The following is a 25,516-nucleotide window of genomic DNA, read 5'->3' on the forward strand; positions in this document are numbered from 1 at the left end:
GCAGAACGAGCGAATCGTGCGATGGTCACCCCGGTGCGTCACGGTGCGCCCGGCGCATTGGCGCATTCGCGCGCGCGGCGTCCGGGCACGGCTCACGACAGCCGCCATCCACTGAACTCGACCGTGCCGCGCAGCCCGCTCCCGCCGTTCGTCGCGCTCATGAACATCCCCACGTCCGAGGCCGCCGCCGCTCCCGGCACGGCGACCGTGGCCACCACCCGCCAGGTCACCCCGCCGTCGGTGGAACAGGAACCGGTGCAGGTGCCCCCGGCCCGGGTCAGCCGGAGCAGCACCGGGGCCCTGATCCCGGTGATCCGCTGGTACGCGTCGAGCGTGCCGTCGCCGTTCGTGTCGTACGACAGCACCACACCGTTGGACGGCGTCACCGCCAGGTTCAGGAACCCGGCGGAACCCGGCGTCGCGAGGCCGTCGCGCACCATGATGCCGGACCGTGCCCAGCCCCCGGTGTCCTCCTGCGCGTCGACCCGCACGGTCACGGACGACCCGTCGGCCCACGCCCCCTCCCGGTACGCCGTGCCGAACTGGGCGGTGCCCTTCCACAGGTCCTGGCCCGCGCCGTTGATCGCGTACCGCTCGCCCAGCTGCCCGAAGACCGCCGCGTTGACCGTGTACGTGCGCCAGCCGGCCTCCAGGGGAGCCGCCATGTACACCGCACCGCGCTGCCGGTCGGTCACCCGCTCCTGGCCGCGCGGTCCGTACGCGGTGCGCAGCTCGTACGGCATCGGCCGCAGCGGTGCGGTCAACGGCTCGGACGGGGCCGTCACCCGCCAGCCGACCGAGCCCGAACCGCCGGCCGCGACCTCCTCGACGAAGGTGTCGCCCGTCGCACGGGCGTCGAGGCCCGTGAGCGCGAAGTCGATCCGCCCGGTGGACCGCAGTCCGTTCAGATTGCGGAAAGCGGCCGTCACCGTGCCGGAGCTGCCCGGGGTGAACGCCACCGGATCGGCGAGGACCGTGACGGTCCCCTGGTACGGCGCGGTGGACAGGACGTCGAAGACCCGTCGGGCCGTGCGGTGGGCATCGCCCGTCGGCCGCACCGGGAAGCCCGTGGTCCGCCGGGTCCACTCCTCCTCGCCCACGTACCAGTCGAAGGGCTTCGCCGCTCTGCCCTCGTCGAGCGCGTCGGTCAGTTCGTCCAAGTACGCCTGCCACTGCGGGAGATGGACCTCGGCCATCAGCCCCTGCCAGTCGCGGTTGGCGTAGTTGCTGAGATTGTCGGCGGCCGTCCGGTCCGCCCAGGTGGTGATCAGGGTGCGGGCCGTCCATTCCAGCCGCACCGCCTCCGCCGGGCTCGTCGCCAGCCGTTTGGCGTCCTCCAGCCACGGCCCGAGCAGAAAGGCCCGGTGACAGCCCGACATCGCCTCCGTCAGCCGCATCAGCCTCAGCCAGAGAGCGGCGAGCGCGCGGAATCCGTCCCCGTCCCCGTCCGCGTGGGCGGCCCGGAGCCGCGGCAGCAGGGTCCGGGAGCGGTTGGCGAGCGCCTGCCGGGCCAGGTCGGTGAGGTCGTGGCGGTAGGTGTCCGAGTCACGCAGGGACGGGTGCACGTCGAGGAGCGCCGCGAACGCCCGGTCGAATCCGGCCGGGTCGAAGGCGGTGCCGACCGACGCGGTGATGCTCGGGCGACGGGAGAAGAGGGAGTCGACGGGGCGGCCGTCCGTGCTCGTCAGCCGGTACGCGGTGGCGGCCAGTGCGGCGAAGGCCGCCTCGGCGGACCGGTCGCGGCCGCCGTAACGGACCTGTGGGTACTCCCGGAACCAGGCCTCCCGGTCGATCTTCCCGGGCCGCCAGGCCAGCTCGCTGAACAGCTCGAACGCCGCCGGATCGCGTTCGGCCGCCTCCGGCATGTACGCCGTACCGGCCAGGGCGCTGCCCGGCTTGTCGCGCCAGGCCGTGAACTTCTCCGTCCAGCGGTCGGTGTTGGCGCCGATCGTGGTCCGGCCGCCGAAGTTCGGAATGGTGCCGAAGGCGTACGGGGCCCCGCCCCAGTCCTTCTCCCGGTCGGTGACGGTGTCCAGATCGGAGAGACCGTCGACGATCAGGATCCGGTCGGTGTCGATCGCCTCCAGCAGAGCCGGCCGCGGATTGGCCTGCCAGCCGAGGATCACCCAGGTCGCGGCGGGACGCGCGGTCCGCAGGGCCGCCTCGACGGCGCGGGCGGCGTCCGGCACGGGGACGTCACCGGCGGTGCCACCCTCGTGCAGCAGATCCATCTTGAAGTGGTCCGCCGGGCCGAACAGCTCCTCCTGGTGCCGGTAGAAGGCGGCGGCAAGCTCGGCGAAGACGGGCGTGCGCGGGTCGAGCCAGTCGGGGCGGCGCAGTCCGTTCCAGGTGCCCTGCGGGACGACCCGGGCCCCCGGGTTGCGAGCCACGAAGCCGTCCGGAACCGTGCCGAAGTAGCCGGGGAAGACCGGTGCCATGCCCAGTTCCCGCATCCGGTCGGCGATGCGCCGGCCCAGTTCGGCGCGCCGGCCGATCAACTCGGCACCGAGCGGTCCGCCGTATCCGCTCATGTTCTGGAGCAGCCACCACGGCTGGTGGGACGGTGCCGGCAGCCAGGCGAGGGCCTCGGCGTCGGTGTAGCCGAAGTCCTGAAGCAGGCGGTGGTAGACGGCCTCCTGCCCGGCGGTGACCAGGACCTCGTTGCAGCCGTGCAGGGCGAGGACGTCGATCATTCGTTCCCAGCGCGGCCAGTCGGCGTACGGGGCGGTGTAGCCGTCGTGTGTGTCGTTGAGCGCGAACCGGTGCGGCACGGTCGCGGACCGCTGGACGGGAGCGCGGGGGGCGGGGAGCCGACGGGGGAGGTCGGTGCGGCTGCCGGACCATGAAACGACCCGGTGGCAGGTGTACTTGAGATACCAGTGCGCCCCGGTGAGCGCGGCGACCGGGGTGGTGGCGGCGATCTCGATCCGGCCGGTGGCGCCGGTGACCCGGAAGCGGTCGGGGCCGTCGTCGCCCGGGAGTGCGCGGATGCGGAACTGGTCCGCGTGGTCCGGCAGCAGACGGCCCAGGGCCTCGCGTGCGGGGGCGAGGTCCAGGGGTGCGCGGGGAGGGGTCGTCGGCGCGGCGGCCGCACGGGCGGGTGCGGAGGCACCGACCGCGGCGGCGGCGCCTACGGCTCCGGCGGCGCCCAGCACCGTACGTCTCGACGGTCGGGAGGAGCTGAAGGGCAGGGAAGGTTCCGGCATGGTCCGCACTCCTCGGTGTTGTTCATGGTGGCGCATGCGACAACAGGCGTGTGCGGTGCGCAACTTATTGACGGGGGACGGGGCGGGCAATGGGGCGTGCGGCGGTTCGTCCCGATCCAGCCGTTCGGCCGCCGCAACCGGGTGGGAGGGCCGTCGTCGCGCCACGCGGCCCGGCCGCCTCCGCTCTGGGAGAGGAGGCGGCCAAGGATCAGGCGAAGGCGGCCATTTGGGGATCCAGCGACGCTCCCGTCATCCGGTTGCCCAGCGTCGACATCGTGTACGCGCCGATGCCCAGGACCACTTCCAGGGCGTTGCGGGTGGTGTACCCGTGGGCCAGGAACGCCTGGAGCGTCCCGTCGTCCACGGCTCCGGCCGTCGCGATCACGGACAGGGTGAACTGCCTGATCGCTTCCAGCCGTTCGTCCGGGACCACGCGCTGCTCGCGCAGCGCGGCGAGCACCTCGGGGGCGGCGTCGAGGGCGGTGAGCTTCGCGCTGTGCATCGCCACGCAGACGTGGCACTCGTTGCGGACCGCCATCGTCATGATCAGGGTCTCGCGGGAGAGCGGGTCCAGGGTGGTCGACTCGAAGAGCGCGCTGATCTTCAGGAAGCCGTCGAGCAGCTCGGGGGACGAGGCGAGCCGGGCGACCGCGGAGGGCAGGTGGCCCTGTTTCCGCGACACCGCCTCCATGGCGCGGCGGGCAGCGGGCGGGGCGGATTCGAGGGTGTGGTCGGGGAACGCGGACGCGGGCATGGGTGACCTCTCGTGGTGGGTTCTCACCGTGGGTGCTCACGCTAAACTCGACAACGTGATTGACGAAAAGGTAAATCAGGTTGTCGAGTTTTGCAATGGCTGAGGCGAGGGCCGGGGTGGCGGCCCGGGCGTCCGCGAGTGCCGGGGCGGGCTTCGAACTGCCCCTGCTGATGTTCGCCGGATTCCGGTCGATCATCGATGAGTTGCACCGTGAGCTCGCCGAGCGGGGGCATCCCGATGTGCGGCCCGCGCACGGTTTCGCGCTCCAGGCCGTCGGTCGTGACGGGGCGACGGCCAGCGAGATCGGCCGACGGCTCGGAGTCTCCAAACAGGCCGCGGGCAAGACTGTCGAGAAGTTGGAGGCGCTCGGCTATGTGGAACGCGTCGACGACCCCCGCGACGGCCGGCGCAAGCTGGTCCGGCTGACCGCGCGGGGCGTCGACGTCCTGGTCGGATCGGCGGAGGGCTTCGACCGGCTGCGTGCCGAATGGGTCCGGGTGCTCGGCGAGGGCCGGGTGCGCGCGCTGGAGGACGATCTGCGCACGATGGTGCCCGCGGGTGCGTTCCGGCTGGACGTGCCGGGCTGGTTCGGTGACTGAGGCGGGTTCCGGTGCCGGTGCCGGGCTCCGGGCGTTCCGGGCTGGTTCATTGCGATCGGGGTGGGTGCGGGTGCCGGGCTCCGGTTCCGGCTGATGCTTGGACTTTAGGGGCGATAGATAGGACGTATGTTGTGCACGCCCTTCCCGTGAGTCGTTCCGTGCGGCAGCATGCGCACGTCGACACCCAAGAGATCCGACCAATACTGGTCGGGAATGGGAGGGAACCATGGCACGACGTACCCGTGTGCTCAGTGCGCTCGCACTGGCGGCGGCCGCCGCGCTCGTCCCCGTACAGGCCATCGCGCAGCAGCCCGTGGACCAGCGGTCGGCGCCGCCGGGGACCCCGTGCTCCGCGCCCGTGAAGCCCGCCTCGCAGATGACCGTCGAGTCCTGCGACAGCCCGGACCGGATCCTCGAGAAGGCCGCGGACATCGTTCCCACCCGCGGTCAACTCGCCTGGCAGCAGCGGGAGGTCACCGCCTTCACGCACTTCGGGATGAACACGTTCACCGGCCGCGAGTGGGGCTCCGGTACGGAGGACGAGAAGCTCTTCGCCCCCACGGCCATCGACGCCGACCAGTGGATGCGCGCCTACAAGGCCGCCGGTGTCGAGCAGGTCATGCTCACCGCCAAGCACCACGACGGCTTCGTGCTCTACCCGAGCCGGTACACCGACCACTCGGTCGCGCTCAGCCCCGGCAGCCCCGATGTCGTGGCCGCGTACGTGAAGGCCGCCCGCAAGGCGGGCCTGAAGGTCGGGCTCTACCTCTCGCCCTCCGACGGCGCCGAACTCCCGCACGCCTGGCACGCGCAGTGGGTCGACACGATCCGCAAGAAGCAGGCCGAGGGCAAGCCGCTCAGCCTGCCCGAGCGCATGGCCCTGGAGGACGGCGACCGCGCCCCGGCCGGTGAGGGCCGCTTCGGCAACGGCAGCGCGGTCACGCAGCGCACCATCCCCACCCTCGTCCCCGGCGACGACCGGGCCGCCGCGGTCGAGCGCGGCAAGCTGCCCGTCTTCGAGGTGATGGCCGACGACTACGACGCGTACTACCTCAACCAGCTCTACGAACTCTTCACCCAGTACGGGCCGATCGAGGAACTCTGGCTCGACGGCGCCAACCCCTGGTCCGGCTCCGGCATCACGCAGAAGTACAACGTCAAGCAGTGGTTCGACATGGTCAAGGCGCTCTCGCCGAACACCGTCGTCTTCCAGGGCCCGCAGGGCGTGCGCTGGGTCGGCAACGAGAGCGGCGTCGCCCGCGAGACCGAGTGGAGCGTCACCCCGCACACCACCGACCCGTGGACGGGGCTCGGCAGCCTCCCCAACGACTCGACCGACTCCGACATCGGTTCCCGGGCCAGGATCCTCGACCCGTCGGTCAACTACCTGCAGTGGTACCCGGCCGAGGCCGACGTCTCGATCAGGCCCGGCTGGTTCCACCACCCGAACGAGAAGCCCAAGTCCCCCGCCCAGCTGATGAACCTGTACGAGAAGAGCGTCGGCCGCAACGCCTCCCTGCTGCTCAACGTCCCGCCGAACAAGGACGGCCGGATCGACGACGCCGATGTCGCGTCACTGACCGCCTTCGGTTCCGACGTACGACGGATCTACGGCACCGACGTACGCAAGCAGGGCCCGGCCCCGTACACCTTCGACCGGGTCGCCGTCCGTGAGGACGTCCGGCACGGGCAGCGGGTGGAGAAGTTCGCCGTGGAGGCCCGGATCGGTGGGACCTGGCAGCGGATCGCCGAGGGCACGACGATCGGCCACCGCCGCATCCTGCCCCTGACCGCGCCGGTCACCGCCACCTCGGTACGGGTGAAGGTGCTGGAGTCCCGGGCGACACCGCATCTGGGGGCGACGACACTGCACCTGACCACGGCGCCGTGACCGCCGGGGCCGCGTACCTCACGAGGGCTGCGCGGCCCCGGCCGCGGGCTCGGTTCAGCCCCGGTCGAGATAGGCGAGCACCGCGAGAACGCGGCGGTTGTCGTCGTCGGACGGCGGCAGACCGAGCTTCCCGAAGATGTTCGAGGTGTGCTTGGCCACCGCCCGCTCCGTGATCACCATCTGCGAGGCGATCGCCGCGTTCGAACGGCCCTGCGCCATCAGCTCCATGACCTCCAGCTCACGCGGGGTCAGCCCGCCCATCGGCTTGTCCTGCGAGCGCCGCGACAGCAGCTGCGAGATCACCTGCGGGTCCATCGCGGTACCGCCCGCGGCGACCCTGCGTACCGCGTCGATGAACTGGTCGGCGTCGAAGACCCGGTCCTTGAGCAGATAGCCGATGCCGCCGTTGCCGTCCGCCAGCAGCTCGCGCGCGTACAACTGCTCCACGTGCTGCGAGAGCACGAGCACCGGCAGCCCCGGCCTGGCCCGCCGGGCCGCCAGCGCACACTGCAGGCCCTCGTCCGTGTGCGACGGCGGAAGCCGGACGTCGACGACCGCGACGTCCGGTGCCGACTCGGCCAGGGCCCGGGTCAGTTCGGGCCCGGTCTCCACAGCTGCCGCGATCTCGAAGTCGTACGCCTCCAGCAGCCGGACCAGGCCGTCGCGCAGCAGGAAGAGATCTTCGGCTAGGACAACTCGCAAGGGATCTCCATGGTCACCATGGTGGGACCGCCCGCGGGGCTGCTGACGGCCATGATGCCGTCGAATGTACCGAGTCGGCGTTCGATTCCGCTCAGACCCGATCCGGATCCGACCGCGGCACCGCCCCTGCCGTTGTCCGTGACGGAGACCCGCAGTGTGGCGTCCGCGTGATGGATGTCCACCCAGACCCGGTCGGCCCCCGAGTGCTTGGCGGTGTTCGTCAGCGTCTCGCTCACCGCGAAGTACGCCGCCGACTCGACCGCGGCGTCCGCCCGTCCGTTCATCTCCACCCGGACCTCCGACTCGATCGGCAGCCGCAGCGCCAACGCCTTGACCGCGTCCCCCAGTCCGCGCTCGGCGAGGACCGGCGGGTGGATGCCACGGACCAGATCGCGCAGCTCCGTGAGGGCTTCGGCCGACGACTCGCGAGCCATGGCGAGGAGCTTCTTCGCCTGCTCCGGGTCCTTCTCGATGAGCGCCTCCACGGCGCCCAGGTTCATTCCCATGGCGACCAGCCGGGCCTGCGCCCCGTCATGCAGGTCCCGCTCGATGCGCCGCAGCTCGGAGGCGGCGGTGTCCACGGCCTCGTGCCGCGTCTCGGTCAGCCGGTCGATGCGCCGGGCCAGCTCCTGCTCCTGGGTGGGAGCCAGCATCGCGCGGGCGATCACGAAGTGCAGCCGCAGCAGCGGCCGGCCGACCAGCAGACCGGTCGCGAAGAACACCACGCCGAGCGCGGCGGCGGCAAGGCCCGTCGCCTGGCTGTCGACCGGCACGAACGCGTACCAGTAACGGTCGTCGGTGAAGACCCGCCACAACCCGGCCGCCAGGACGAAACCCTCCACCGGGTACACCAGCAGCGCGGAGGCCAGGACCGCCACCACGTAGCCGGCGGTCATGTCGACCAGCAGCCACTGGATGTCACGCCAGGTCGCCGGGTCCTTCAGCAACAGCGTGGTCCGCTCCACCTGCCCGGTGAAGCCGGTGCGCACATCCTTCGGGAAAGGCCGGTACGGGACCGGGATACGGATGTCGCACCAGGTGACCGCGAGCAGCCTGCGCCGGTTGGCGTGCTTGCGGACCAGCTCCAGCACGTAGGGGGTGGTGACCAGGCCGATGCCCAGCGGGATGAAGACGATGGAGAGCACGGCCCACACGAAGAGGGTGATCGACCCGAACAGGCTGGCGATCGACACCAGGACGCCCCGCCAGGCTGCCAGCAGCGCGCCCCGTGTCCGGGTCCGTATCGCGTTCATCTCGGTCCGTCTCCCCTCGCCGGGCCCTCGTGCCGGACCCGTCCGAGGACAGTCTCACCCGGACGGCTCCCCGGGGGGCAGCCGTTTCGCCACCCGGGCGGGGGTGTACCCAGCACCACCCCGACGCCTTCGCCCTACGGCTCCGTGAGAGGGGTGCCCGACGGCTGGGGCGGCCGGCCGGCCGTTCCTAGATTCATCAGCGTCCGTCAGCGACGCGTCCGGCGTCGGCTGCCATTGACTTCGATCCGACTTCTGGGGGCGAACACGCCATGAGGCGCAACCTCGCGGCACGCATCGGTGGGTGGAGCGCACACCACCGCAGGACCGCCATTCTCGGCTGGCTGCTCTTCGTCGTGCTCACCACGGCCATCGGCGGGGCATCCGGCCTGGTCGAGATGGACGACGCGGAGAACGCCGCGGGCGATTCGGCGCGGGCCGAGCGCATTCTCGACGACGCCGGGCTCGGGCAGCCGGCCGGTGAGCTGGTCATGGTGTCGACCGCGAAGGCGGACGACTGGCGAGGAGTCGCCCGTGAGGTCGCCGCGGCCCTCGACAGGACCGGCGAGGTGACGCACGTCGCGGGGCCGATCCCCTCCAAGGACGGCAAGGACGCGCTGATCACCTTCGACATGAAGGGGGACGCGGCGACGGCGCCGGACAGGGTGCAGCCCGTGCTCGACGCCGTGTCCGGCGTCCGGGCGGACCATCCCGGCGTCACCATCCACCAGTTCGGCGAGGCCAGCGCCGGGAAGTGGCTCGGCGACCTGCTGTCCGAGGACTTCAAGAAGGCCGAGTTCACCGCCGTACCCCTGGCCCTGGGCATTCTGCTGGTCGCCTTCGGGGCGGTCGTCGCGGCGCTGCTCCCGGTCGGGCTGGCACTGACCGCCTGCATGGCCGCCTTCGGACTGCTCTCGCTCGCCAGCCACCAACTGCACCTGTTCCAGACCACGTACTCCGTGATGTTCCTGATGGGCTTCGCCGTCGGCGTCGACTACTGCCTCTTCTACCTGCGGCGCGAGCGCGACGAGCGGGCGGCGGGGCGCGATGCCGAAACCGCCCTGCGGATCGCGGCGGCGACCAGCGGCCGGGCCGTGCTCGTCTCCGGACTCACGGTCATGGTCGCGATGGCCGGCATGTTCCTGTCCGGGCTGATGCTGTTCAAGGGCTTCGCGCTCGCCACGATCATCGTGGTCTTCATCGCGATGCTGGGCTCGGTGACGGTGCTTCCCGCACTGCTGTCCTGGCTGGGCGACCGGACCGACGCGGGACGGGTGCCGTTCCTCGGGGGCCGGGGGAACCGGCTGGGGAACCGGCGCGCACGCACCAGCGGCGGATTCGCCGGCACGGTGCTGAAGCCGGTCCTGTCGCGGCCGAAGATCTTCGCGGCGGCCTCGGTCGTCGTACTGCTCGCCCTCGCCGCGCCCGCCCTGGGCATGAAGACCGAACAGCTCGGCCTGGAGAAGCAGTTCGGCTCCGACTCGCAGCTCTCGGTCGCCTACCGGCAGATCAACGAGAACTTCCCCGGCGGCCCCGCCCCGGCACGCGTCGTGGTCAAGGCCGACCACATCGGGACACCCGCGCTGCGCAAGGCGTTCGACGGCTTCGACAAGGTCACCGTCCACACGGCGCAGAACGTCGCCGAGATCGAGGTACCGCTCCCCGGCGGTGCGGCCGACCTCTCCGAGCTGCGCGAGAAGCGGTTGCCCGCCGCGTTCGACGGCACGGGGGCCCAGGTGTACGTGACCGGGGAGATCGCCGGGTCCGTGGACTTCAACGACCAGCTGAAGCGCGGCATCGTCCCGGTCTTCGTCTTCATCACGGCCGTGACCTTCCTGCTGATGCTGTTCTGCTTCCGCTCGTACGTCATCGCCGTGACCTCGATCGTGCTCAACCTGCTCTCCGTGGCCGCCGCGTACGGAGTGATGGTCGCCGTCTTCCAGCACGGCCGGGGGGCCTCGCTGATCGGTTCGGAGGGCGTCGGCGCGATCGAGGCCTGGATTCCGCTGTTCGTCCTGGTCGTCCTGTTCGGACTCTCCATGGACTACCACGTGTTCGTGGTCTCCCGGATCCGTGAGGCCCGTGACCGCGGTCTGGGCACCCGGGCCGCCATCGACGAGGGCATCCGGCGGACGGCGGGCGCGGTGACCGGTGCCGCCCTGATCATGGTCGCGGTGTTCGCGGTCTTCGGGACGCTGTCGATGCAGGACATGCAACAGATGGGCGTCGGCCTCGCCGTCGCGGTACTGCTGGACGCCACGATCGTACGGATGGTCCTGCTGCCCTCCGTGATGGCCCTGCTGGGGGAGCGGAACTGGCGGACCCCGCGCGGGCTGGCCCGGCTGCCGGGCCTGGAGCACGGCGAGCCGGAGACGGGTACGCCCGAGGCACTGGCGATGTCCGGGACGCGCGGCTGACCGACCGCCCCGGCCCGCTCACCACCGGCCGGGGCGGCTGCGGCACATACCGCCGACAGTGTTTATACGTTCAACAGAAGGGGCGAATGGTGCGATGGCCACCCTGGCGCACTTGTGCCGTGCAGTGCACCGCGGTGCCATCAGCGGACGCCACTCACACCGGCTGCCACCCGAACGGCGGGAGCGGGCTGCGCGGCACGCTCGACCCGTGCGCCATATCTGCAGAAGGTGGCCGGAGGGCGCCATTCCTGGGCCCCGATTGGGACAATTCGACAACTCTCGGCGGGTAGAGCAGCATGGCTAAGCGGGAGGTGTAAAGATCGCTGGCCCTCAGCAATGGCGGCGCGGCCGGTCGTCGGGCGCCGGGTATACCGACCCCTACGCGATCCCAAAGCCATGAGTTCATATGATCTCGCTTTCTCTCCGCCACCCACCAGGCTCGTGCCGTCCGTGAGCATCTCTCTTCTCGGCGGTTTCGACATCGTGGTCGGCGATGAACCGGTGACCGTCCCAGTCGGCTCGAAGCGACTTCTGGCGTTCATCGCGCTCAACTACCGGGCTGCTGTCCCCCGGGCTCTGGTCGCCGGGAGTCTTTGGCCCGAAGCATCCGAGCAGGGTGCGAACACGAACCTGCGGTCGGCACTGTCACGCCTGCAGGGCCTCGGGAAGCAAGCGCTGAACATCTGCCCCGCCGAGCTGCGTCTCGCGCGGGAAGCCACCGTCGACCTGTACCGAGCCCGGTCGTTGGCCCAGCGCATACTCGATCCCCATGTCCCGGCCGAGGAGCTCGACCTCAACGCGGCGACCGTCGACCAGCTCTCCGTCGACTTGCTGCCCGGCTGGTACGACGAGTGGATGTTGCCGGAGGCCGAGCAATGGCGGCAACTTCGACTCCACGCCCTTGAGGCACTGACGGGAGTCTTCATCGACACGAAGGAGTTCGCCGGAGCCGTGACGGCCGCCCGTGCGGCCGTTCAAGCGGATCCGCTGCGGGAGAGCAGCCAGGCTTCGCTGATCCGTGCCCACCTGGCGGAGGACAACCGGTCCGAGGCGCTGTGCGACTTCGAACGCTACGAGCAGCACCTCCACGACGAGTTGGGGCTTCGGCCCACACCGCGGCTGCGCCGGCTCGTGTCCGAACTGCAGCGGTCGCGCCCCGGCAACGGATCCCTGTAGCTGTGACTGCGTGAGTGGCTGTGCACGTCGGCGTACGAGCCGACGTGCACAGCCGCGTACTTGAACGGGGTCGGGTGCTGCGAGATCTTCCTGATGAGGGTGATGGCGCGTCTGTTTCGGGACGAGCGCGGTACCGTCAGGTCGATCACCACCGGGCTGCCACTGCATGCGAGATCAGCCACAGTCCGGGCCCACCGGCTGTGCACCCGCGACGAGACGCAGCTGAGCGGGGCGTTCGACACAGCCCTTGATCAGGCGTATCAGGCGTAGAACCAAAGGTTCCGTAGCAGGCGGATCGGAAATGGACTTACGGAACGTACGGAAATCTGCGCGATGGGCTCAGCCGCAGTGGGTGGCATAGGTCGTGTAATGGGCATTGGTCCCGCTCGGGGACGTGATGCTCCCGCCGACGGCGACGCACCGCCCGGCTGCGCTCAGCGACACGGGCCCCGCGTACTGGGAGTACTTCGTCGTGCTGCCCACGGCAGGGTCCTGTATGTACGCGTCGTGGGCGTCGTCGCACGGCGCCCACGCCTTGTACCCGGCAGGGCACTTCATCAGCCACACCATCTTCAGGGTGGGCGTGCCGTACCCTCCCGCCGAACTCGCCACGGCCACCGCGCAGTTCTTCCCCGACGACGAGTCGTGGAACCGGTGGATGGTCCCGTTCGTCACCCCGCCACTGGTCTTGAGGGCGTACGAATCGATCTCGGAGCCGGCGCAACCGTACGACGCTGCGTCGGCGGACGGGGACATGAAGAGCAGGCTGCCAGCACCATTCCACCGACTATCGACGCGATTCTCTTCATTCCCCCTCCTCCTGCTGAGTTCCGATGCGGTTGAACCCTGGCACCGCGTGATCTTCAGCGACAAGGGCGCCTTCGTGTGGCCAGTCTCATGATGTGGGCAGGTCGGTGAGGGGTCTACCCGTCGAATGTCGTAGCCCTTGTCGCCGAGCAGGGCTTCGAGCCTGCGGCAGGGCCGGCCGGGGCAGCCCGCGACGGGCGCGATCCCTTCGACCGGAGCGAGGGTCCGGGTGACGTCGTCGACGTTGGCCGCGGTCGCGATGACCTTGAGCGGGGTGTCGCGTCCGTCGCGGATCAGGTGGTTGTTTGCTGCCCGCCTTCCGCCGGTCGACCGGCGACGGACCGGTGTCGGCGCCCCCTTCTTCGCACGGATGTGGGAACCGTCCACGCACGCCCGGGACCAGTCGAGTTCGCCGGCCGCATTCAGCTTGGCGAGCAGGAGCCGGTGCCGCCGGTCGAAGACTCCTGCCTTCTGCCGCCGGTCCGGGCGGCGCCGGCACGTCCGTCCCGAGCCGAACCCCGTCTCCCGGGCAGGAGTTGTCAGGCCATGTCGTTGTAGAGGACAAACAGCTTCCACAAGATCGTGTCACGAGCTCTCAGGCCAAGTACGTCCACCGTCATACCTTCACCGGCGGCCGGGGATCCGGGCCGAGGCCCGGATCAGGGCAACGCGAGTACCGGACCGGCCTCGCCGCGGAGCTGGTTGTATCGGAACGCCCCCACAGTTCGAGGGGACGGACTTATCACGGAATTGGCGAACCCGCCACTGCCCAGTGGCGGGTTCGCGTTGTCGAGTCTGGTCGGTAGGTCTGGCGTGGTCAGCTCGCGACAGAGGTCACGTCTGGGCGCCCTGCTGGAGGACGTTGCCGTTCTCGGGGCCGGTCTGGGCGCCCTGCTGGAGGACGTTGCCGTTCTCGGGGCCGGTCTGGGCGCCCTGCTGGAGGACGTTGCCGTTCTCGGGGCCGGTCTGTGCGCCCTGCTGGAGGACGTTGCCGTTGCCGGGGCCGGTCTGGGCGCCTTGCTGCAGCACGTTGCCGTTCTCGGGGCCGGTCTGGGCGCCTTGCTGCAGCACGTTGCCGTTCTCGGGGCCGGTCTGGGCGCCTTGCTGCAGCACGTTGCCGTTGCCACCGGTCTGTGCGCCCTGCTGGAGGACGTTGCCGTTGCCACCGGTCTGTGCGCCCTGCTGGAGGACGTTGCCGTTGCCGGGGCCGGTCTGGGCACCTTGCTGGAGGACGTTGCCGTTGCCACCGGTCTGTGCGCCTTGCTGGAGGACGTTGCCGCCACCCCGGCCGGTCTGTGCGCCCTGCTGGAGGACGTTGCCGTTGCCACCGGTCTGTGCGCCCTGCTGGAGGACGTTGCCGCCACCCCGGCCGGTCTGAGCGCCCTGCTGGAGGACGTTGCCGCCACCCCGGCCGGTCTGAGCGCCCTGCTGCAGCACGTTGCCGTTGCCACCGGTCTGAGCGCCCTGCTGGAGGACGTTGCCGCCACCCCGGCCGGTCTGTGCGCCCTGCTGGAGGACGTTGCCGTTACCGCGGCCGGTCTGTGCGCCCTGCTGGAGGACGTTGCCGTTACCGCGGCCGGTCTGTGCGCCCTGCTGGAGGACGTTGCCGCCACCCCGGCCGGTCTGAGCGCCCTGCTGGAGGACATTGCCGTTGCAGAACTGTGGCTGGAACCGATTGCAGACTGCGGACGGGGCCGTTGGCGGGGTCTGGGGCGCTGCTGCGGCGCTTGTCGCGCCTACGCCGCCCGCGAGGGCCGCGGCCAAGCACGACGCGCCGATGATGCGGGGAATTCCTTGCCGAATGCTTGTCATCATGGTGGATTCCTTGCGTTCGAAAGCGGGTTTGCGCTTGCCTGCATCAGCCAGCGTGGGGTGCCGGGCATCACCGCGGCGTGACGCCGACGTGACCGGGCTCAGCTGACGGCAGCCTGTGGACACTCCCCGCAGGTGGCCACTCGCGCCCCAGCGCTGGCCAAGGGCTTCCCTAAAGACGGCCATGTCTCCCGGGGCCCGAACCGATTCCGGTCGGCGAAACCGGCCGGTGTGAAGAACAGCAGGAAGACGCAGGAGATCCTGGAGGCACGCGACCTCACCGGGGAGGTGCCGAGCGGCGGCCCAGTCGGCTGCCGCTCGGCACGGGCGCCCGATATGCGCAGCTGAGAGCAGGGATCCGACCGAGCGCCGTGCTTGGCTGCGTACGGTGACAGGCCTCAGGGGGCGTACTTGTAGCCGACGCGCCGCACCGTCTGGATCGTCCGGCGGTGCTCGGCGCCCAGCTTGCGGCGCAGCCGGGCGACATGGACGTCCACGGTCCGTCCATCGCCCACATGTCCGTAGCCCCAGACCGTGGTCACCAACTGATCGCGGGTGTGCACCCGGTGCGGGTGCGCGACGAGGTGGGCGAGCAGCTCGAACTCCAGGAAGGTGAGGTCGAGCGTGTTCCCGTCGACCGCGGCGACGCGCTGTACGGGGTCGATGCGCACCGGACCCGCGGCCGGGTCCTTCACCGGCGACGGCACCACGTACTGGGCGGCCGCGGCGGTGGCCGCGGTGACGGCCGGCTGCTGGTCGGCCGGTACGAGCACCAGGTAGCCGATCATCGGCGGGCGGCCCGGCAGCGCCGGAAGGGTGTGCTGGGGTGCGGGCAGCCAGGTGGCACCCGGCGGCAGGAACTCAGCCACATCGGCCAGCTGGACGACCTCGTCGGGGGCGACGGCGCGCAGCCGGTGGCGGTGGGGGGAGAGCGGGCGGGCGGAGGCGGTGGCCGCAGCGGTCGCCGGAGGCGCCGCGGTGGCAGCGGCTGCGGCGGAGAAGGTGTCAGTGTTTGCCATGAGGGTCAGCTCTTTCGCGCGAAGGAGTCGTCGAGGGACGGACTTACTGGCGCGCGGACCGAAGGCCGGGGTGAGCGGCTTTAGAGGGCCTGCGCGTTCAACGCGCGGCAACACACCCGGTCGAAGTCGTGATGCTGACGGGACGGCCAGAACGGTTCGAGGTCGCTGCGACCTGTCGAGGTGTGCTGGATGCTGGCCATGCCCCCATTGAACCAGAGAACGTGACGGCGCAGCAGGCCTCTCTCAGCCGTCGATACGGACCCTTGGCGTTAGGTTCCTCACCTGCTCGGGAGGCGGGGCGGCGGAGGAGCCGACGGGGCGTCCGACCAGCCGGTCGGACGCCCCGTCGTGCTGACGACGGTCGAGGATCAGACCTGGTCGGCCTTCTCCAGCGCGGTGCAGCAGGTGTCGACGATCAGCCGCGTGACGACGTACGGGTCGACGTTGGCGTTCGGGCGGCGGTCCTCGATGTAGCCCTTCTGGTCCTGCTCGACCTGCCACGGGATGCGGACCGAGGCGCCTCGGTCGGAGACGCCGTAGCTGTACTCGTTCCACGGAGCGGTCTCGTGCAGACCGGTCAGACGGTCGTCGATGCCCGCGCCGTAGTTCTTGACGTGGTCCATCGGCTTCGAGCCCTCGCCCAGCGACTCGCACGCGGTGATGATCGCGGCATAGCCCTCGGGTCCTTCGCGCATCGCCTTGGTGGAGAAGTTGGTGTGCGCACCCGCTCCGTTCCAGTCGCCCTTGACCGGCTTCGGGTCGAGGGTCGCGGAGACGCCGAAGTCCTCGGCGGTGCGGTACAGCAGCCAGCGGGCGACCCACAGCTGGTCGGAGACCTCCAGCGGGGACAGCGGGCCGACCTGGAACTCCCACTGGCCGGGCATCACTTCGGCGTTGATGCCGGAGATGCCGAGGCCCGCCTTCAGGCAGTTGTCGAGGTGCTTCTCGACGATGTCGCGGCCGAAGATCTCGTCGGCACCGACCCCGCAGTAGTAGCCGCCCTGCGCGGCAGGGAAGCCGCCCTCGGGGAAGCCGAGCGGGCGGTGGCCGTCGAAGAAGGTGTACTCCTGCTCGATGCCGAAGATCGGCTCCTGGCCGGCGAACCGCTCGGCCGTCGGACGAAGCTCGGCACGGGTGTTGGACTCGTGCGGCGTCATGTCGATGTCGAGGACCTCGCACAGGACGAGGATGTCGTCGCCGCCGCGGATCGGGTCCGGACACGTGAAGACCGGCTTCAGCACCCGGTCGGAGGCGTGGCCCTCGGCCTGGTTGGTGCTCGAACCGTCGAAGCCCCAGATCGGCAGCCCCGCCACATCCTGCGACGGACTCCCGGCCATGATCTTCGTCTTCGAACGGAGCTTGGCGGTCGGCTCGGTGCCGTCGATCCAGATGTACTCAGCCTTGAACGTCACGGAAGCCATCCTTCGCGGGTGTTGCGGTGCTGCGGTCCGGTCTCTGCAGCGCAGCTTCGCAAGACGCGATTTCCCGTCCGTTGCCCGGGTGTGAACCCCGTGTTACCGAGGATTTCCGCGTTACGCGCGGGCTCTGAGCAGGGTCTCGAAACCGGCGGCGCGGATCCGGCGCACCAGTTCTTCCTCACTGGTGCCCAGCGCCTCGGCCGCCCGCGCGAGCCGCCAGTCGGCGTCGGAGAGCCGGTGCAGCAGATGTCCACGCCTGATCTGGGCCTCGGACAGCCGGAACGTCTTCAGATACGCGACCTGCCCCTTGTGGTCGGTGATCGTCTCGCCGATGTGGCGGCCCTCCCCGGTACGGAGGAACGGAGGCAGGAGCCGCCACAGCGTGAACGAACCCATCCGGTACACCCGGTCGAAGGTGTACGAGGTGTCCAGCAGCTCTCGCGCGAACAGCGTGTCGTGCGCCTCGGCCCACTCCCGTTCCTGCGCCAGCGCCGCCGCCCGCAGACCGGCGAGCGTTCCCAGCCGCGGACCGTCGGGAATACGCGCCGCGAACTCCGGGACGGGCGCACCGTACAGCGCGTACTGGTGGACCAGTTCCCCGTACAGATCCTCGATCAGCGAAGGGTGCAGCAGGCGGTAGTCGTCCGGATGCGGCGTCACGAAGGCGGCGGCGAGCGCGTCGGCCGCGTACACCATCACCCCGCACTGGCCGGGATGGATCTCGAAGGCCCGCAGTGCGTCACCGAGCCCGCGCACCGACCACCCCAGGTACGCGTCCTCGGCGCGCGGCGAGAGCCCGTCGCGCAGCGCCTGGCGCGACCACTCCTCCCAGGCGACGACGGGGCCACCGAAGTGCAGGGCGAGATAGCCCTCCAGCGCGAGGTGCAACGGCAGGAAGCGCAGCCGGTCGCCCGGCTGCCGCTTGGCCATCCGATGGTGGTGGCGCTGGAGCCGGGCGGTCCGGGGCGGCGGGTTCCCGGCCGGGGCGCCGGGTCCGGCGCCGAGCTGCGTACCGTACGCGGCGGACTGTGCGCCCTCGCCGGACCAGTCGGCGACGAAGCCGTGCGGGATGTACGAGGTGTAGCGCGTGCGCGGACCGACGTCCACGACGCCGTTCCCGTACCCCGTGTGGAGCACCCGGTGCAGCCGGAGCCCCTCGACCGGCTGCTCACGCACCAGCGGCACCAGACGGATGCCGCCCCACACCTGCGCGGGGCGAGCGGCGAGCCCGGACAGTTCGAGCCTGTTCACGCCGCTGCCCCTCTCTGCTCACCGGTGAAACGTGCGACCTGGCGGTCCAGGTAGGCGTACAGGGCCGCCGTTCCCGTACGTCCCTCGGCGAACTGCGCGATCTCCACCAGCGCGGGCAGATCCTCCGCGTCCCGGATACCGGCGGTGGGGACGCCCGGTGCGAGGTGACGCACGTCGAATCCGTCCGCGTCGTATACGGGGTTCACATGCACCACCGCCGTGCGACGGTCCGGGTCGAGCCGGGTCCGCCACACCCGCAGCACCTCGCCCGCGAGTCCGGGCGGCGCGTTGTCCCAGCCGTCCGAGACGATGACCAGCCGGTCCGGACCGTGCTCCAGGGCGTCCAGTACCCGGATGCCGAGTGGGGTCGGTCCCCAGGGCCTGGCCAGCAGCGGATCGGTGCCGCCCGAGGTCCACAGCGCGGTGTACGCCCCAGGCGCGGCCAGCGCCTCCAGCAGGAAGTGGCAGGCCAGCGCCACGGCGAGCGGGCGGCGCCGCTTCTCGCCCGATCCGGACGACGAGTAGCTGTCGTCCAGTACGGCGGCGACCCGGCCCCAGCTCCCGGCATGCGGTCCCGCCGCGCGGCGGGCGGCGGCCCGCAGGGCATGGGTCAGCTCCTCGCGGTGGAGCCGGCGCGCCCCGAAGCCGAGCGACAGGACGTACAGGGCGAGCCGGGTCAGCGGCATCACGGTCAGGTCGACGCCCTGGGGCAGCGGAGCCTCGTCCCCGGCCGTGCGCTGCCCCAGGCTCCGCAGCCGCTCCAGCCGGGTCATCCTCGGCACCGCCCGCTCAAGGAACACCTCGCGCTTCATCCCGTGCCGGGCGGCGAAGCCCTCCGCGACGGTGAAGGGCAGCTCGTCGACGGCCCCCTGCTCGTAGTGGGCGCGCCGCCACGCGTCGAGCAGCCGGTGCCGGTAGCGCGGCCGACGCCCCGGCCGGAACAGGAAGTCCCCTAGCTCGTCCGGCCCGTCCGGCCCGTCGAACCGAAGGTGGACATGGCGCGCGGCCGTCTTCAGGCCGGAGCGGTACTTCACCGCGTCGTGTGCCCAGTCCGGCCGGGCGGCCAGCCAGTCGCGCATGATCGCGCGGGTCCGCCGGTTGTTCACCTTCGCCCCGCGCAGCGCGCGGAACAGCCGGTAGACGCGCTGCGGCGGCAGCTTCGCCAGTCGGGCGGCGATCAGCCGGCCCTCGGTGCCCTTCTCCTCGGCGGTCGCGTCGGCGGCGGTCTCCAGCAGCCCCTGGACGATGCGCGCGGCGTTGTGGTCGTTGATGTCGAGGGCGAGCGCGGCGGCGTACACGCGGCGATAGTTGACCCGTACGTACTCATGGAGGAAGTCCAGCGAGAGTTGCTGCTGATACGCGGTCGTACGGAACTCGCGCTGTCCGGTCGCGGTGATCGCCGCGTTGACGAAGAGGAGCACGTCCTCGGCGGCGACGAGGTCGGAACCGGCCCCGGCGCGCGCGGTCTCGCCGCTGGTCGTCATGGTTTCCCCCGTGGTGTCGCGCGCCCCGGTGCGAAGGGGCGGAACGCCGGCCGGGGATTGGGGGCGCGAACAGCGAAATCAGTGCTTCAGAGGCAAGTCCCGGAAGTCGCGCCGGAGTCCCGCGGCCGGCACCGCAAACGTAGCCAGGAAGTCCACTCGGCGCCAGTTCAATACGGGAGCGGTCCGGCGAACCCGGCAGACTTGCCCCATGACGACACTTCCCCCGACCCCGTTGCGTATCGGCCTCGTCGGTGCGGGCCCCTGGGCCCGGAACACCCAGGCCCCCGCCCTCGCAGCCCACCCCGGCGTCGCTCTGAGCGGCGTGTGGGGCCGACGGCCCGAAGCCGCGAACGCGCTGGCCGCCGCCCACGGCACCACGCCGTACACCGGCGATGCGGGCATCGACGAGCTCTTCGCGGCCAGCGACGCGATCGCGTTCGCCGTGCCGCCGGACGTCCAGGCCCCGCTCGCCGCCCGCGCCGCCGCCACCGGCCGTCATCTGCTGCTGGACAAGCCGGTCGCGACCACCGTGGCGGCAGCCCGCGAGGTCGCCCGGGCCACGGAGCACACGGGGGCCGCGTCCATCGTCTTCTGCACCCTGCGCTTCGCGGCCGAGACATCCGACTGGATCACCGAACAGGCCGCCGTGGACGGCTGGTTCACCGCTCGCGCCGAGTGGATCGGGGCGCTGTTCGCCCCCGGCGCGACCAGTGAGTACGCGGCCTCGCCCTGGCGCCGCGAGAAGGGCGGTCTGTGGGACGTCGGCCCGCACGTCCTGTCGGTCCTCATCCCCATCCTGGGCGACGTCACACAACTGACCGCGGCCCGTGGTCCGTCCGACACCACGCACCTGATCCTCCGCCACACCTCCGGCGCCTCCAGCACGGTGACGCTCGCGCTGGGCGCCCCGGTCGGCGCGGTGGGCGCGGAGATCGAGATCAGGGGCGAAGAAGGAACCGTCGCACTGCCGCGGTGGAGCGATCCGGTCGGCTCCTTCCGGTCAGCGGTGGACGCCCTGATCGACTCGGTGCGCACGGGCGAGCCGCACCCCTGCGACGTACGGTTCGGCCTGCGTCTGACGGAGCTGCTGGCCGAGGCGGAGGGGCAGGCGGGGAAGTAACGGCCTGGTGCACGACAGCGAGCGGGCTCCCGGCGTCCACTCTCCATCGTGCACCAGGCCGTAACGGGAGCGGGACATGGGGCGGCGGCGGGCGTGTCCCTGCGCACGAGGAACTATCCATCCGTTCCGGCCGCCCCGTCAGCATCCCGCCCGGACGGGGGAGGGGGTGCGACGGCCCGGTGAGCGGTGTGCAGGAAGCGTCGGACCGCGACCGTCTCGCTCTCGTCGAATGTGCGCAGCACTGCCACCGTGTCGTCGATCAGCGGCCCGAAGAAGGACCGGCCCAGCTCCACGGCACGTGGCGTCACGCTCAGCAGGACCCGTCGCCGGTCCCGCGGGTCACGGGCGCGGTCGAGGTGGCCCAGACGTTCCAGGCGGTCGATGAGTGACGTGGTGCCCGCGGAGTTGAGTCCGAGCTGTGCACCGAGCCACCCGGCCGTCGCGTCCGTGCCGGCCCGCCCGGCGTCCAGCAGGCAGATCAGGGCCCGCACATCGGTGGGATGCATGCCGTGCCGGGTGGCGAATTCGGCCTGGCGCAGGCCGAATTCGACCGTCACCTTGCGCAGCAGATGGACGATCTCCAGCTCGGGCCCCTGGGCGGTCACTCAGGCGCCTCCTTTCTCCGATCACCTTTATTGTCTCGCTGAGCGAGATAATATCGTCGGTATCCGACCGGGGAGGCATCACATGACCACCGCTGCGTCATTCCTCGACGCGTACGACGAGGTCCTGGCGGCCAGGTGGCCGACGGGCACCCGCGGCACCCGGGTCCCCACCCCGTACGGCACCACCCACGTCAACAGTTACGGCTCCGAGGGTGCCCCGCCCCTGGTGCTGCTGGCCGGCGGTGGTTGTACCTCCACCGTCTGGTACGCCCAGGCCGCCCATCTGGGCCGAACCCATCGCGTCCACGCCGTCGACCTCGTCGGTGACCCCGGCCGCAGCGTCGCGGGAACGCGCCCGATCCGTACGGCGGAGGACCTGACGACGTGGCTCGACGCGGTGCTGGACGGCCTGAACGCCGACGGGAGCGCACTGTGCGGGCATTCGTACGGGGCCTGGATCGCCCTCCACCATGCGCTGCACGCGCCGCCCCACCGCGTCCGGAAACTGATCCTCCTCGACCCGACCCAGTGCTTCTCCGGTTTCCGCCCCGGCTATCTGCTGCACGCGCTGCCGATGCTGCTCCGCCCCGGTGCGAAACGGACGCGCGCCTTCCTGGAGTGGGAGACGGGTCATGCCGAACTCGACCCGGTGTGGCTGCAACTGCGCTGCGCGGCAGCCGCCTTCCCGTCCGCCCGCCCCGTCACCGGACCCCGCCCCGCACCCGGGTCCCTGGGCGGACTGGACGTGCCGACCCTGATCCTGCTCGCCGAACGCAGCCGGGCCCATGACGCGGCCCGCGTCGCCGCCGCGGCGGCCCGGCTGCTCCCGCACGCGCGGACGGCGGTGATCCCCGGCGCGACACACCACACCCTGCCGCTGCACGAGCCGGCGGCCACCGAACTGAACAGCAGGATGGAGGACTTCCTGAGGGCCGAGAGCCTGCGATGACCCGGCCGCTCCCGCCCTGCGACACGTTCAGCGCTTCATGGCGTCCCGTACCGCCTCGTCCGTGCGTGCCACGACGGCGGTCCCGTCGTCGGCCGTGATGATCGGCCGCTGGATCAGCTTCGGATGCCCGGCGAGCGCCGAGATCCACCGCTCTCGTGAACCGGCTTCGCGCGGCCACTCCTTGAGCCCGAGTTCCTTCGCCCCCGCCTCCTGCGTCCGCGTGATGTCCCACGGCTCCAGCCCGAGCCGGCCGAGCACCGCCCGGATCTCGTCCGGCGAAGGCACGTCCTCCAGGTAGCGGCGGACGGTGTACTCGGCACCCTCCGCGTCGAGCAGTTCCACCGCGCCGCGGCACTTCGAACAGGCGGGATTGATCCAGATCTCCATGGGGCCAACGGTACGGGAATGACGTTCCGAAAGCCCCGCCGGCCAGCGACGATTGTCAGTGGTGGGCCGTAAAATAGAGGGAGTTCGTGAGGGTTCCACGACCGTGCCAGGAGGTTGCACATGGCCGTTGCCGTAGTCACGACCGAGCCGCTCCACAAGCCGCTGCGGAAGAAGCCGCTCCCCGCGGGCCGGCCCCGCGAGTGGTACGTCACCCACAACCGCCGCCTGAAGGCCATGCGCCTGGCGATCGCCCTGCTCGACACGGGCGTCTACTACCCGTCGACCGCGACCAACGAAAAGATACACACGATCGCCGAGCGCATCGGCATCCACCCGCCGTCCGACACGACCTGCCGCATGGTCCGCGCCCTGATCCGATACGGCCGCTGACGATCGACTGCTCGCACACCCTGACGGCCTGATCCACTCGCTGTCGTGCACCAGGCCGTAAGCCTGTGCCCTCGGAATCCCCGGGGGCGCAGGCACGTACGACCGCACCCGGATCGGCCCCCTGCAGGTGGCAGCGGCACGGCCCCCGGACGCCGAGGCCCGTCCGGGCGGTCCCGCCCGTCCACCGTCACGACGCAGGCTCCCGGGACGCCGCAACTCCAGAGGGCAACCGTTCCCCGAGTGCCACTGCCGCTCCGGACCTCACCCGTCCGGCGCACACGGCATGCGGCCCCGGCCGCCGTCCCTTTGACTGAGAGGATGGGCCGGTTCGACTGAGGGGATGGGCCGGTGCCGGGAGGCGCGATGAGGAGGAAAGTCGCGCGAGGTCCGTGGGCAACCGCCCTGCGGCACCGGTCGCACCACAACAGCGCTGCTCGGCCCGCCAGGGATTACGGGACAGCCCTCAGGCTCCGGGGTGCGCCGGGTCCACGGTCTGCCGGGAGCCCGACGGTCCCCGGTGAGGACGGTCTCAGCCGGCTGGTGGCTGGAACGACTGTCCGGTGCCGTTGGAGGAATCCCCTGGAGGCAGATCCGGCGGGGGCGGCGGCAAAGCATTCACGACGGCCGGAGTTGGCGGATTCGAAGGCGTGGGCACCTGAATAAGGAAGGGGAAGAATACAATCCGACTGCCCGTATTCAGAGCCCGCTGCGAAACCCGGTAGCAAACGGTCTTGTTCGGATTGTTAATGGCCGTGTAGCACTTGAGTGCCGACGATGCGACCTGGGAATTATTCGGTGAGGCAACGGATTCACTTGCTGATGTGCCCAATATGCCGGCCGCCAAGAAGGAGGCCGCCGCTGCGACACCGGTGTTCCGCAAGGTTGTCTTCTTCATGTTCATCAGCCCAAAGGCTCGGAGTGAACTGGAATGTCCCATCAGCGCGCCTAAGGGGTCCCGTAATCCCCGGTGGATCAGCGCGCGGCGTCGGATGCGGTGCATCGCAAGGCGGAGGGGCGTCCGCATGCTGGATGTATGCGGACGTTCCGACAATGCGGCGAGGTGCCGTAGCTGTCGTCGCGCGCCCGCCAGGGGATACGGGACGGCCCTTAGGCTTCGGTGGCCCCGGCGTCATGGCTCAACGGGGACGGTTCTCGTAGAACTGGGACCGGGCGTCGACAATCATCGTAGCGTTCGGTCCGGTCTGCTGCTGGCCCGTCTCGTTCAGCTGGGTCACATTCTCCGGGTTGCGCCTCGTACGGCACTTGTTCCGCCCGGCGAAGTGCCTTCGCGTACATTTTCTCATCCTTCTCCTGTTCTTCGGTTCTTCCCGCGCACACCGTGCCGGTGCCCAGCGGACGGTCGCCGGAGTCAACTCCCCAGTCATGGCTGGTTGAATACGAAAAAAGATTTCGGCGCGACAATTTCAAAGAGGACGCGCAAGCTGTTCGAGGAGGGATTCCGGGATTCCGCTCGGAGTTGCTGCTGCCCAGTTCCGTCACTACGCCAGCGTCACGCCGGAGCCACGCCGTGGCTGTGGCCGCCGCTCACGACGGTGACGGGAACAGCAAGCAAGCACAGTGCCGAAAAGGAGAAAACCGTGAGAGGAAACGTCGTCCTGAGTTCCGCCGCAACAGTCGCGCTCGTCGGAGGACTGGCTGCGACCACTGCCGCACCTGCTTCCGCTGCCCCGGCCCAGGCGTGTCGGGTGGTAGGAAGCACCTTGACGGGAGAGAACTTCGGTCCCAACGGGACGTTCACCGTCTCCCCTGGGGGAATGATGGTGCGATCTTCTCCTGACGGTCGTATCGGACCGACCGCCGTAACGGGCGCGGGCAGCTTCTCCATAGGCCCTGTGGCCTGCACCGGAGGGGGTTCAGCGACATCGGCAGGAGCAGGTGCAGGTGCAGCCGCTGCCGCAGCTGCCGGAACGAACGCGGCACAAGCGGCGAGGAGCAGGGGCGCTTCCCCGCAAGAGGCGAGGGCGCAGGGCGTAGCGGCGGCACAGGCCGCGGGGAGAAGCCTTGGCCTGTCGCAGACGGTGATAAACCAAGTCGTCAATCAGACAACCAACAACCTGAACCAGATCATCGGTTCCACCATCGGTGGCTCCGTCATCGCGGGGAGTGGTAATACGGTCGGCGGCGGTAACACGGTCGGCGGGACGACTGCGCCGACGACCGGTGGCGGGACGACTGCGCCGACGACCGGTGGCGGGACGACTGCGCCGACGACCGGTGGCGGGACGACTGCGCCGACGACCGGTGGCGGGACGACTGCG

At 70.5% G+C, this 25,516-nt stretch carries 22 protein-coding genes; 9 read left to right on the forward strand and 13 right to left on the reverse strand.

All coding sequences use genetic code 11. The features are described from left to right. Nucleotides 1–92: 92 nt before the first annotated feature. Together ACIOHC_RS25650 and ACIOHC_RS25655 are read right to left on the reverse strand one after the other, a co-directional pair. Complete coding sequence (locus tag ACIOHC_RS25650) at nt 93–3,206, reverse strand: alpha-N-acetylglucosaminidase (RefSeq protein WP_401844152.1); 3,114 nt, start codon at nt 3,204–3,206, stop codon at nt 93–95. A gap of 208 nt (nt 3,207–3,414) precedes the next feature. After that, complete coding sequence (locus ACIOHC_RS25655) at nt 3,415–3,960, reverse strand: carboxymuconolactone decarboxylase family protein (protein WP_365688433.1); 546 nt, start codon at nt 3,958–3,960, stop codon at nt 3,415–3,417. A gap of 95 nt (nt 3,961–4,055) precedes the next feature. On the opposite strand from ACIOHC_RS25655, the gene ACIOHC_RS25660 reads away from it, so the two are divergent. Continuing rightward, nucleotides 4,056–4,559: a MarR family transcriptional regulator gene (locus ACIOHC_RS25660; RefSeq protein ID WP_351082832.1), complete on the forward strand. Its 504-nt coding sequence runs from the start codon at nt 4,056–4,058 to the stop codon at nt 4,557–4,559. Nucleotides 4,560–4,785: 226 nt separating this feature from the next. Continuing rightward, nucleotides 4,786–6,450, forward strand: a complete 1,665-nt coding sequence (locus ACIOHC_RS25665; protein ID WP_351082830.1) for an alpha-L-fucosidase — start codon at nt 4,786–4,788, stop codon at nt 6,448–6,450. Nucleotides 6,451–6,504: 54 nt separating this feature from the next. On the opposite strand, the gene ACIOHC_RS25670 is transcribed toward ACIOHC_RS25665, so the two are convergent. Both ACIOHC_RS25670 and ACIOHC_RS25675 read right to left on the reverse strand, forming a co-directional pair. Further along, the gene (locus ACIOHC_RS25670; RefSeq protein WP_351082828.1) at nt 6,505–7,152 is read right to left on the reverse strand and encodes a response regulator transcription factor; all 648 of its coding nucleotides are present in this window, start codon (nt 7,150–7,152) and stop codon (nt 6,505–6,507) included. Next, entirely contained in the window at nt 7,137–8,405 is a 1,269-nt protein-coding gene (locus ACIOHC_RS25675) for a sensor histidine kinase (RefSeq protein WP_401844154.1), read from the reverse strand. The genes ACIOHC_RS25670 and ACIOHC_RS25675 overlap by 16 nt, the downstream gene beginning before the upstream one ends. Before the next feature lie 269 nt (nt 8,406–8,674). Between ACIOHC_RS25675 and ACIOHC_RS25680 the strand changes: the two genes are divergently transcribed. Both ACIOHC_RS25680 and ACIOHC_RS25685 read left to right on the forward strand, forming a co-directional pair. Further along, nucleotides 8,675–10,819, forward strand: a complete 2,145-nt coding sequence (locus ACIOHC_RS25680) for an MMPL family transporter (RefSeq protein WP_351082824.1) — start codon at nt 8,675–8,677, stop codon at nt 10,817–10,819. Between the two features lie 450 nt (nt 10,820–11,269). After that, complete coding sequence (locus ACIOHC_RS25685; protein WP_351082822.1) at nt 11,270–11,995, forward strand: BTAD domain-containing putative transcriptional regulator; 726 nt, start codon at nt 11,270–11,272, stop codon at nt 11,993–11,995. A 339-nt stretch (nt 11,996–12,334) separates the two neighbouring features. Here ACIOHC_RS25685 and ACIOHC_RS25690 read toward each other — a convergent pair whose 3' ends face one another. Together ACIOHC_RS25690 and ACIOHC_RS25695 are read right to left on the reverse strand one after the other, a co-directional pair. Beyond that, nucleotides 12,335–12,751: a hypothetical protein gene (locus ACIOHC_RS25690; protein WP_401844157.1), complete on the reverse strand. Its 417-nt coding sequence runs from the start codon at nt 12,749–12,751 to the stop codon at nt 12,335–12,337. Nucleotides 12,752–13,636: 885 nt separating this feature from the next. After that, nucleotides 13,637–14,617 (reverse strand): hypothetical protein, encoded by a 981-nt coding sequence (locus tag ACIOHC_RS25695; RefSeq protein WP_401844158.1) that lies wholly within the window; start codon nt 14,615–14,617, stop codon nt 13,637–13,639. Between the two features lie 132 nt (nt 14,618–14,749). On the opposite strand from ACIOHC_RS25695, the gene ACIOHC_RS25700 reads away from it, so the two are divergent. After that, nucleotides 14,750–14,962, forward strand: coding sequence for a hypothetical protein (locus ACIOHC_RS25700; RefSeq protein WP_351082815.1), 213 nt, complete (start codon nt 14,750–14,752; stop codon nt 14,960–14,962). A 50-nt stretch (nt 14,963–15,012) separates the two neighbouring features. Here the strand turns inward: ACIOHC_RS25700 and ACIOHC_RS25705 are convergent, their stop codons facing one another. From ACIOHC_RS25705 to ACIOHC_RS25720, 4 genes are all read right to left on the reverse strand, one after another. Then, the gene (locus tag ACIOHC_RS25705; RefSeq protein WP_351082813.1) at nt 15,013–15,633 is read right to left on the reverse strand and encodes a winged helix-turn-helix domain-containing protein; all 621 of its coding nucleotides are present in this window, start codon (nt 15,631–15,633) and stop codon (nt 15,013–15,015) included. 368 nt (nt 15,634–16,001) lie between these two features. Next, the gene (gene glnII / locus ACIOHC_RS25710) at nt 16,002–17,045 is read right to left on the reverse strand and encodes a glutamine synthetase (RefSeq protein ID WP_351082811.1); all 1,044 of its coding nucleotides are present in this window, start codon (nt 17,043–17,045) and stop codon (nt 16,002–16,004) included. 120 nt (nt 17,046–17,165) lie between these two features. Next, the gene (locus tag ACIOHC_RS25715) at nt 17,166–18,302 is read right to left on the reverse strand and encodes an ARPP-2 domain-containing protein (protein ID WP_351082809.1); all 1,137 of its coding nucleotides are present in this window, start codon (nt 18,300–18,302) and stop codon (nt 17,166–17,168) included. Then, nucleotides 18,299–19,786 (reverse strand): hypothetical protein, encoded by a 1,488-nt coding sequence (locus ACIOHC_RS25720; protein WP_365694480.1) that lies wholly within the window; start codon nt 19,784–19,786, stop codon nt 18,299–18,301. The genes ACIOHC_RS25715 and ACIOHC_RS25720 overlap by 4 nt, the downstream gene beginning before the upstream one ends. A gap of 208 nt (nt 19,787–19,994) precedes the next feature. Here ACIOHC_RS25720 and ACIOHC_RS25725 point away from each other — a divergent pair, with 208 nt between their 5' ends. After that, a complete protein-coding gene (locus tag ACIOHC_RS25725; protein ID WP_351082805.1) occupies nt 19,995–20,906 on the forward strand; it encodes a Gfo/Idh/MocA family oxidoreductase in 912 nt (303 codons plus the stop codon). A 113-nt stretch (nt 20,907–21,019) separates the two neighbouring features. On the opposite strand, the gene ACIOHC_RS25730 is transcribed toward ACIOHC_RS25725, so the two are convergent. Then, nucleotides 21,020–21,511: a MarR family winged helix-turn-helix transcriptional regulator gene (locus ACIOHC_RS25730; RefSeq protein WP_365694482.1), complete on the reverse strand. Its 492-nt coding sequence runs from the start codon at nt 21,509–21,511 to the stop codon at nt 21,020–21,022. Nucleotides 21,512–21,593: 82 nt separating this feature from the next. Between ACIOHC_RS25730 and ACIOHC_RS25735 the strand changes: the two genes are divergently transcribed. After that, nucleotides 21,594–22,460: an alpha/beta hydrolase gene (locus ACIOHC_RS25735; RefSeq protein ID WP_365694484.1), complete on the forward strand. Its 867-nt coding sequence runs from the start codon at nt 21,594–21,596 to the stop codon at nt 22,458–22,460. A 27-nt stretch (nt 22,461–22,487) separates the two neighbouring features. Here ACIOHC_RS25735 and ACIOHC_RS25740 read toward each other — a convergent pair whose 3' ends face one another. Then, nucleotides 22,488–22,847 carry an arsenate reductase family protein gene (locus ACIOHC_RS25740; protein WP_351082799.1) on the reverse strand — a complete coding sequence of 120 codons (360 nt, stop codon included), beginning with the start codon at nt 22,845–22,847 and terminating at the stop codon, nt 22,488–22,490. A 120-nt stretch (nt 22,848–22,967) separates the two neighbouring features. Between ACIOHC_RS25740 and ACIOHC_RS25745 the strand changes: the two genes are divergently transcribed. Beyond that, on the forward strand, nt 22,968–23,237 hold the full coding sequence (locus ACIOHC_RS25745; protein ID WP_351082797.1) for a hypothetical protein: 270 nt from the start codon (nt 22,968–22,970) through the stop codon (nt 23,235–23,237). A gap of 529 nt (nt 23,238–23,766) precedes the next feature. On the opposite strand, the gene ACIOHC_RS25750 is transcribed toward ACIOHC_RS25745, so the two are convergent. Further along, nucleotides 23,767–24,138: a hypothetical protein gene (locus ACIOHC_RS25750; protein ID WP_365694486.1), complete on the reverse strand. Its 372-nt coding sequence runs from the start codon at nt 24,136–24,138 to the stop codon at nt 23,767–23,769. A gap of 820 nt (nt 24,139–24,958) precedes the next feature. Here ACIOHC_RS25750 and ACIOHC_RS25755 point away from each other — a divergent pair. Next, nucleotides 24,959–25,516, forward strand: a 558-nt coding sequence (locus ACIOHC_RS25755; RefSeq protein WP_401844164.1) for a hypothetical protein, incomplete at its 3' end; no start/stop codon positions are given.

It is taken from the genome of Streptomyces sp. NPDC088252 (assembly GCF_044740965.1).
GTDB lineage: Bacteria > Actinomycetota > Actinomycetes > Streptomycetales > Streptomycetaceae > Streptomyces.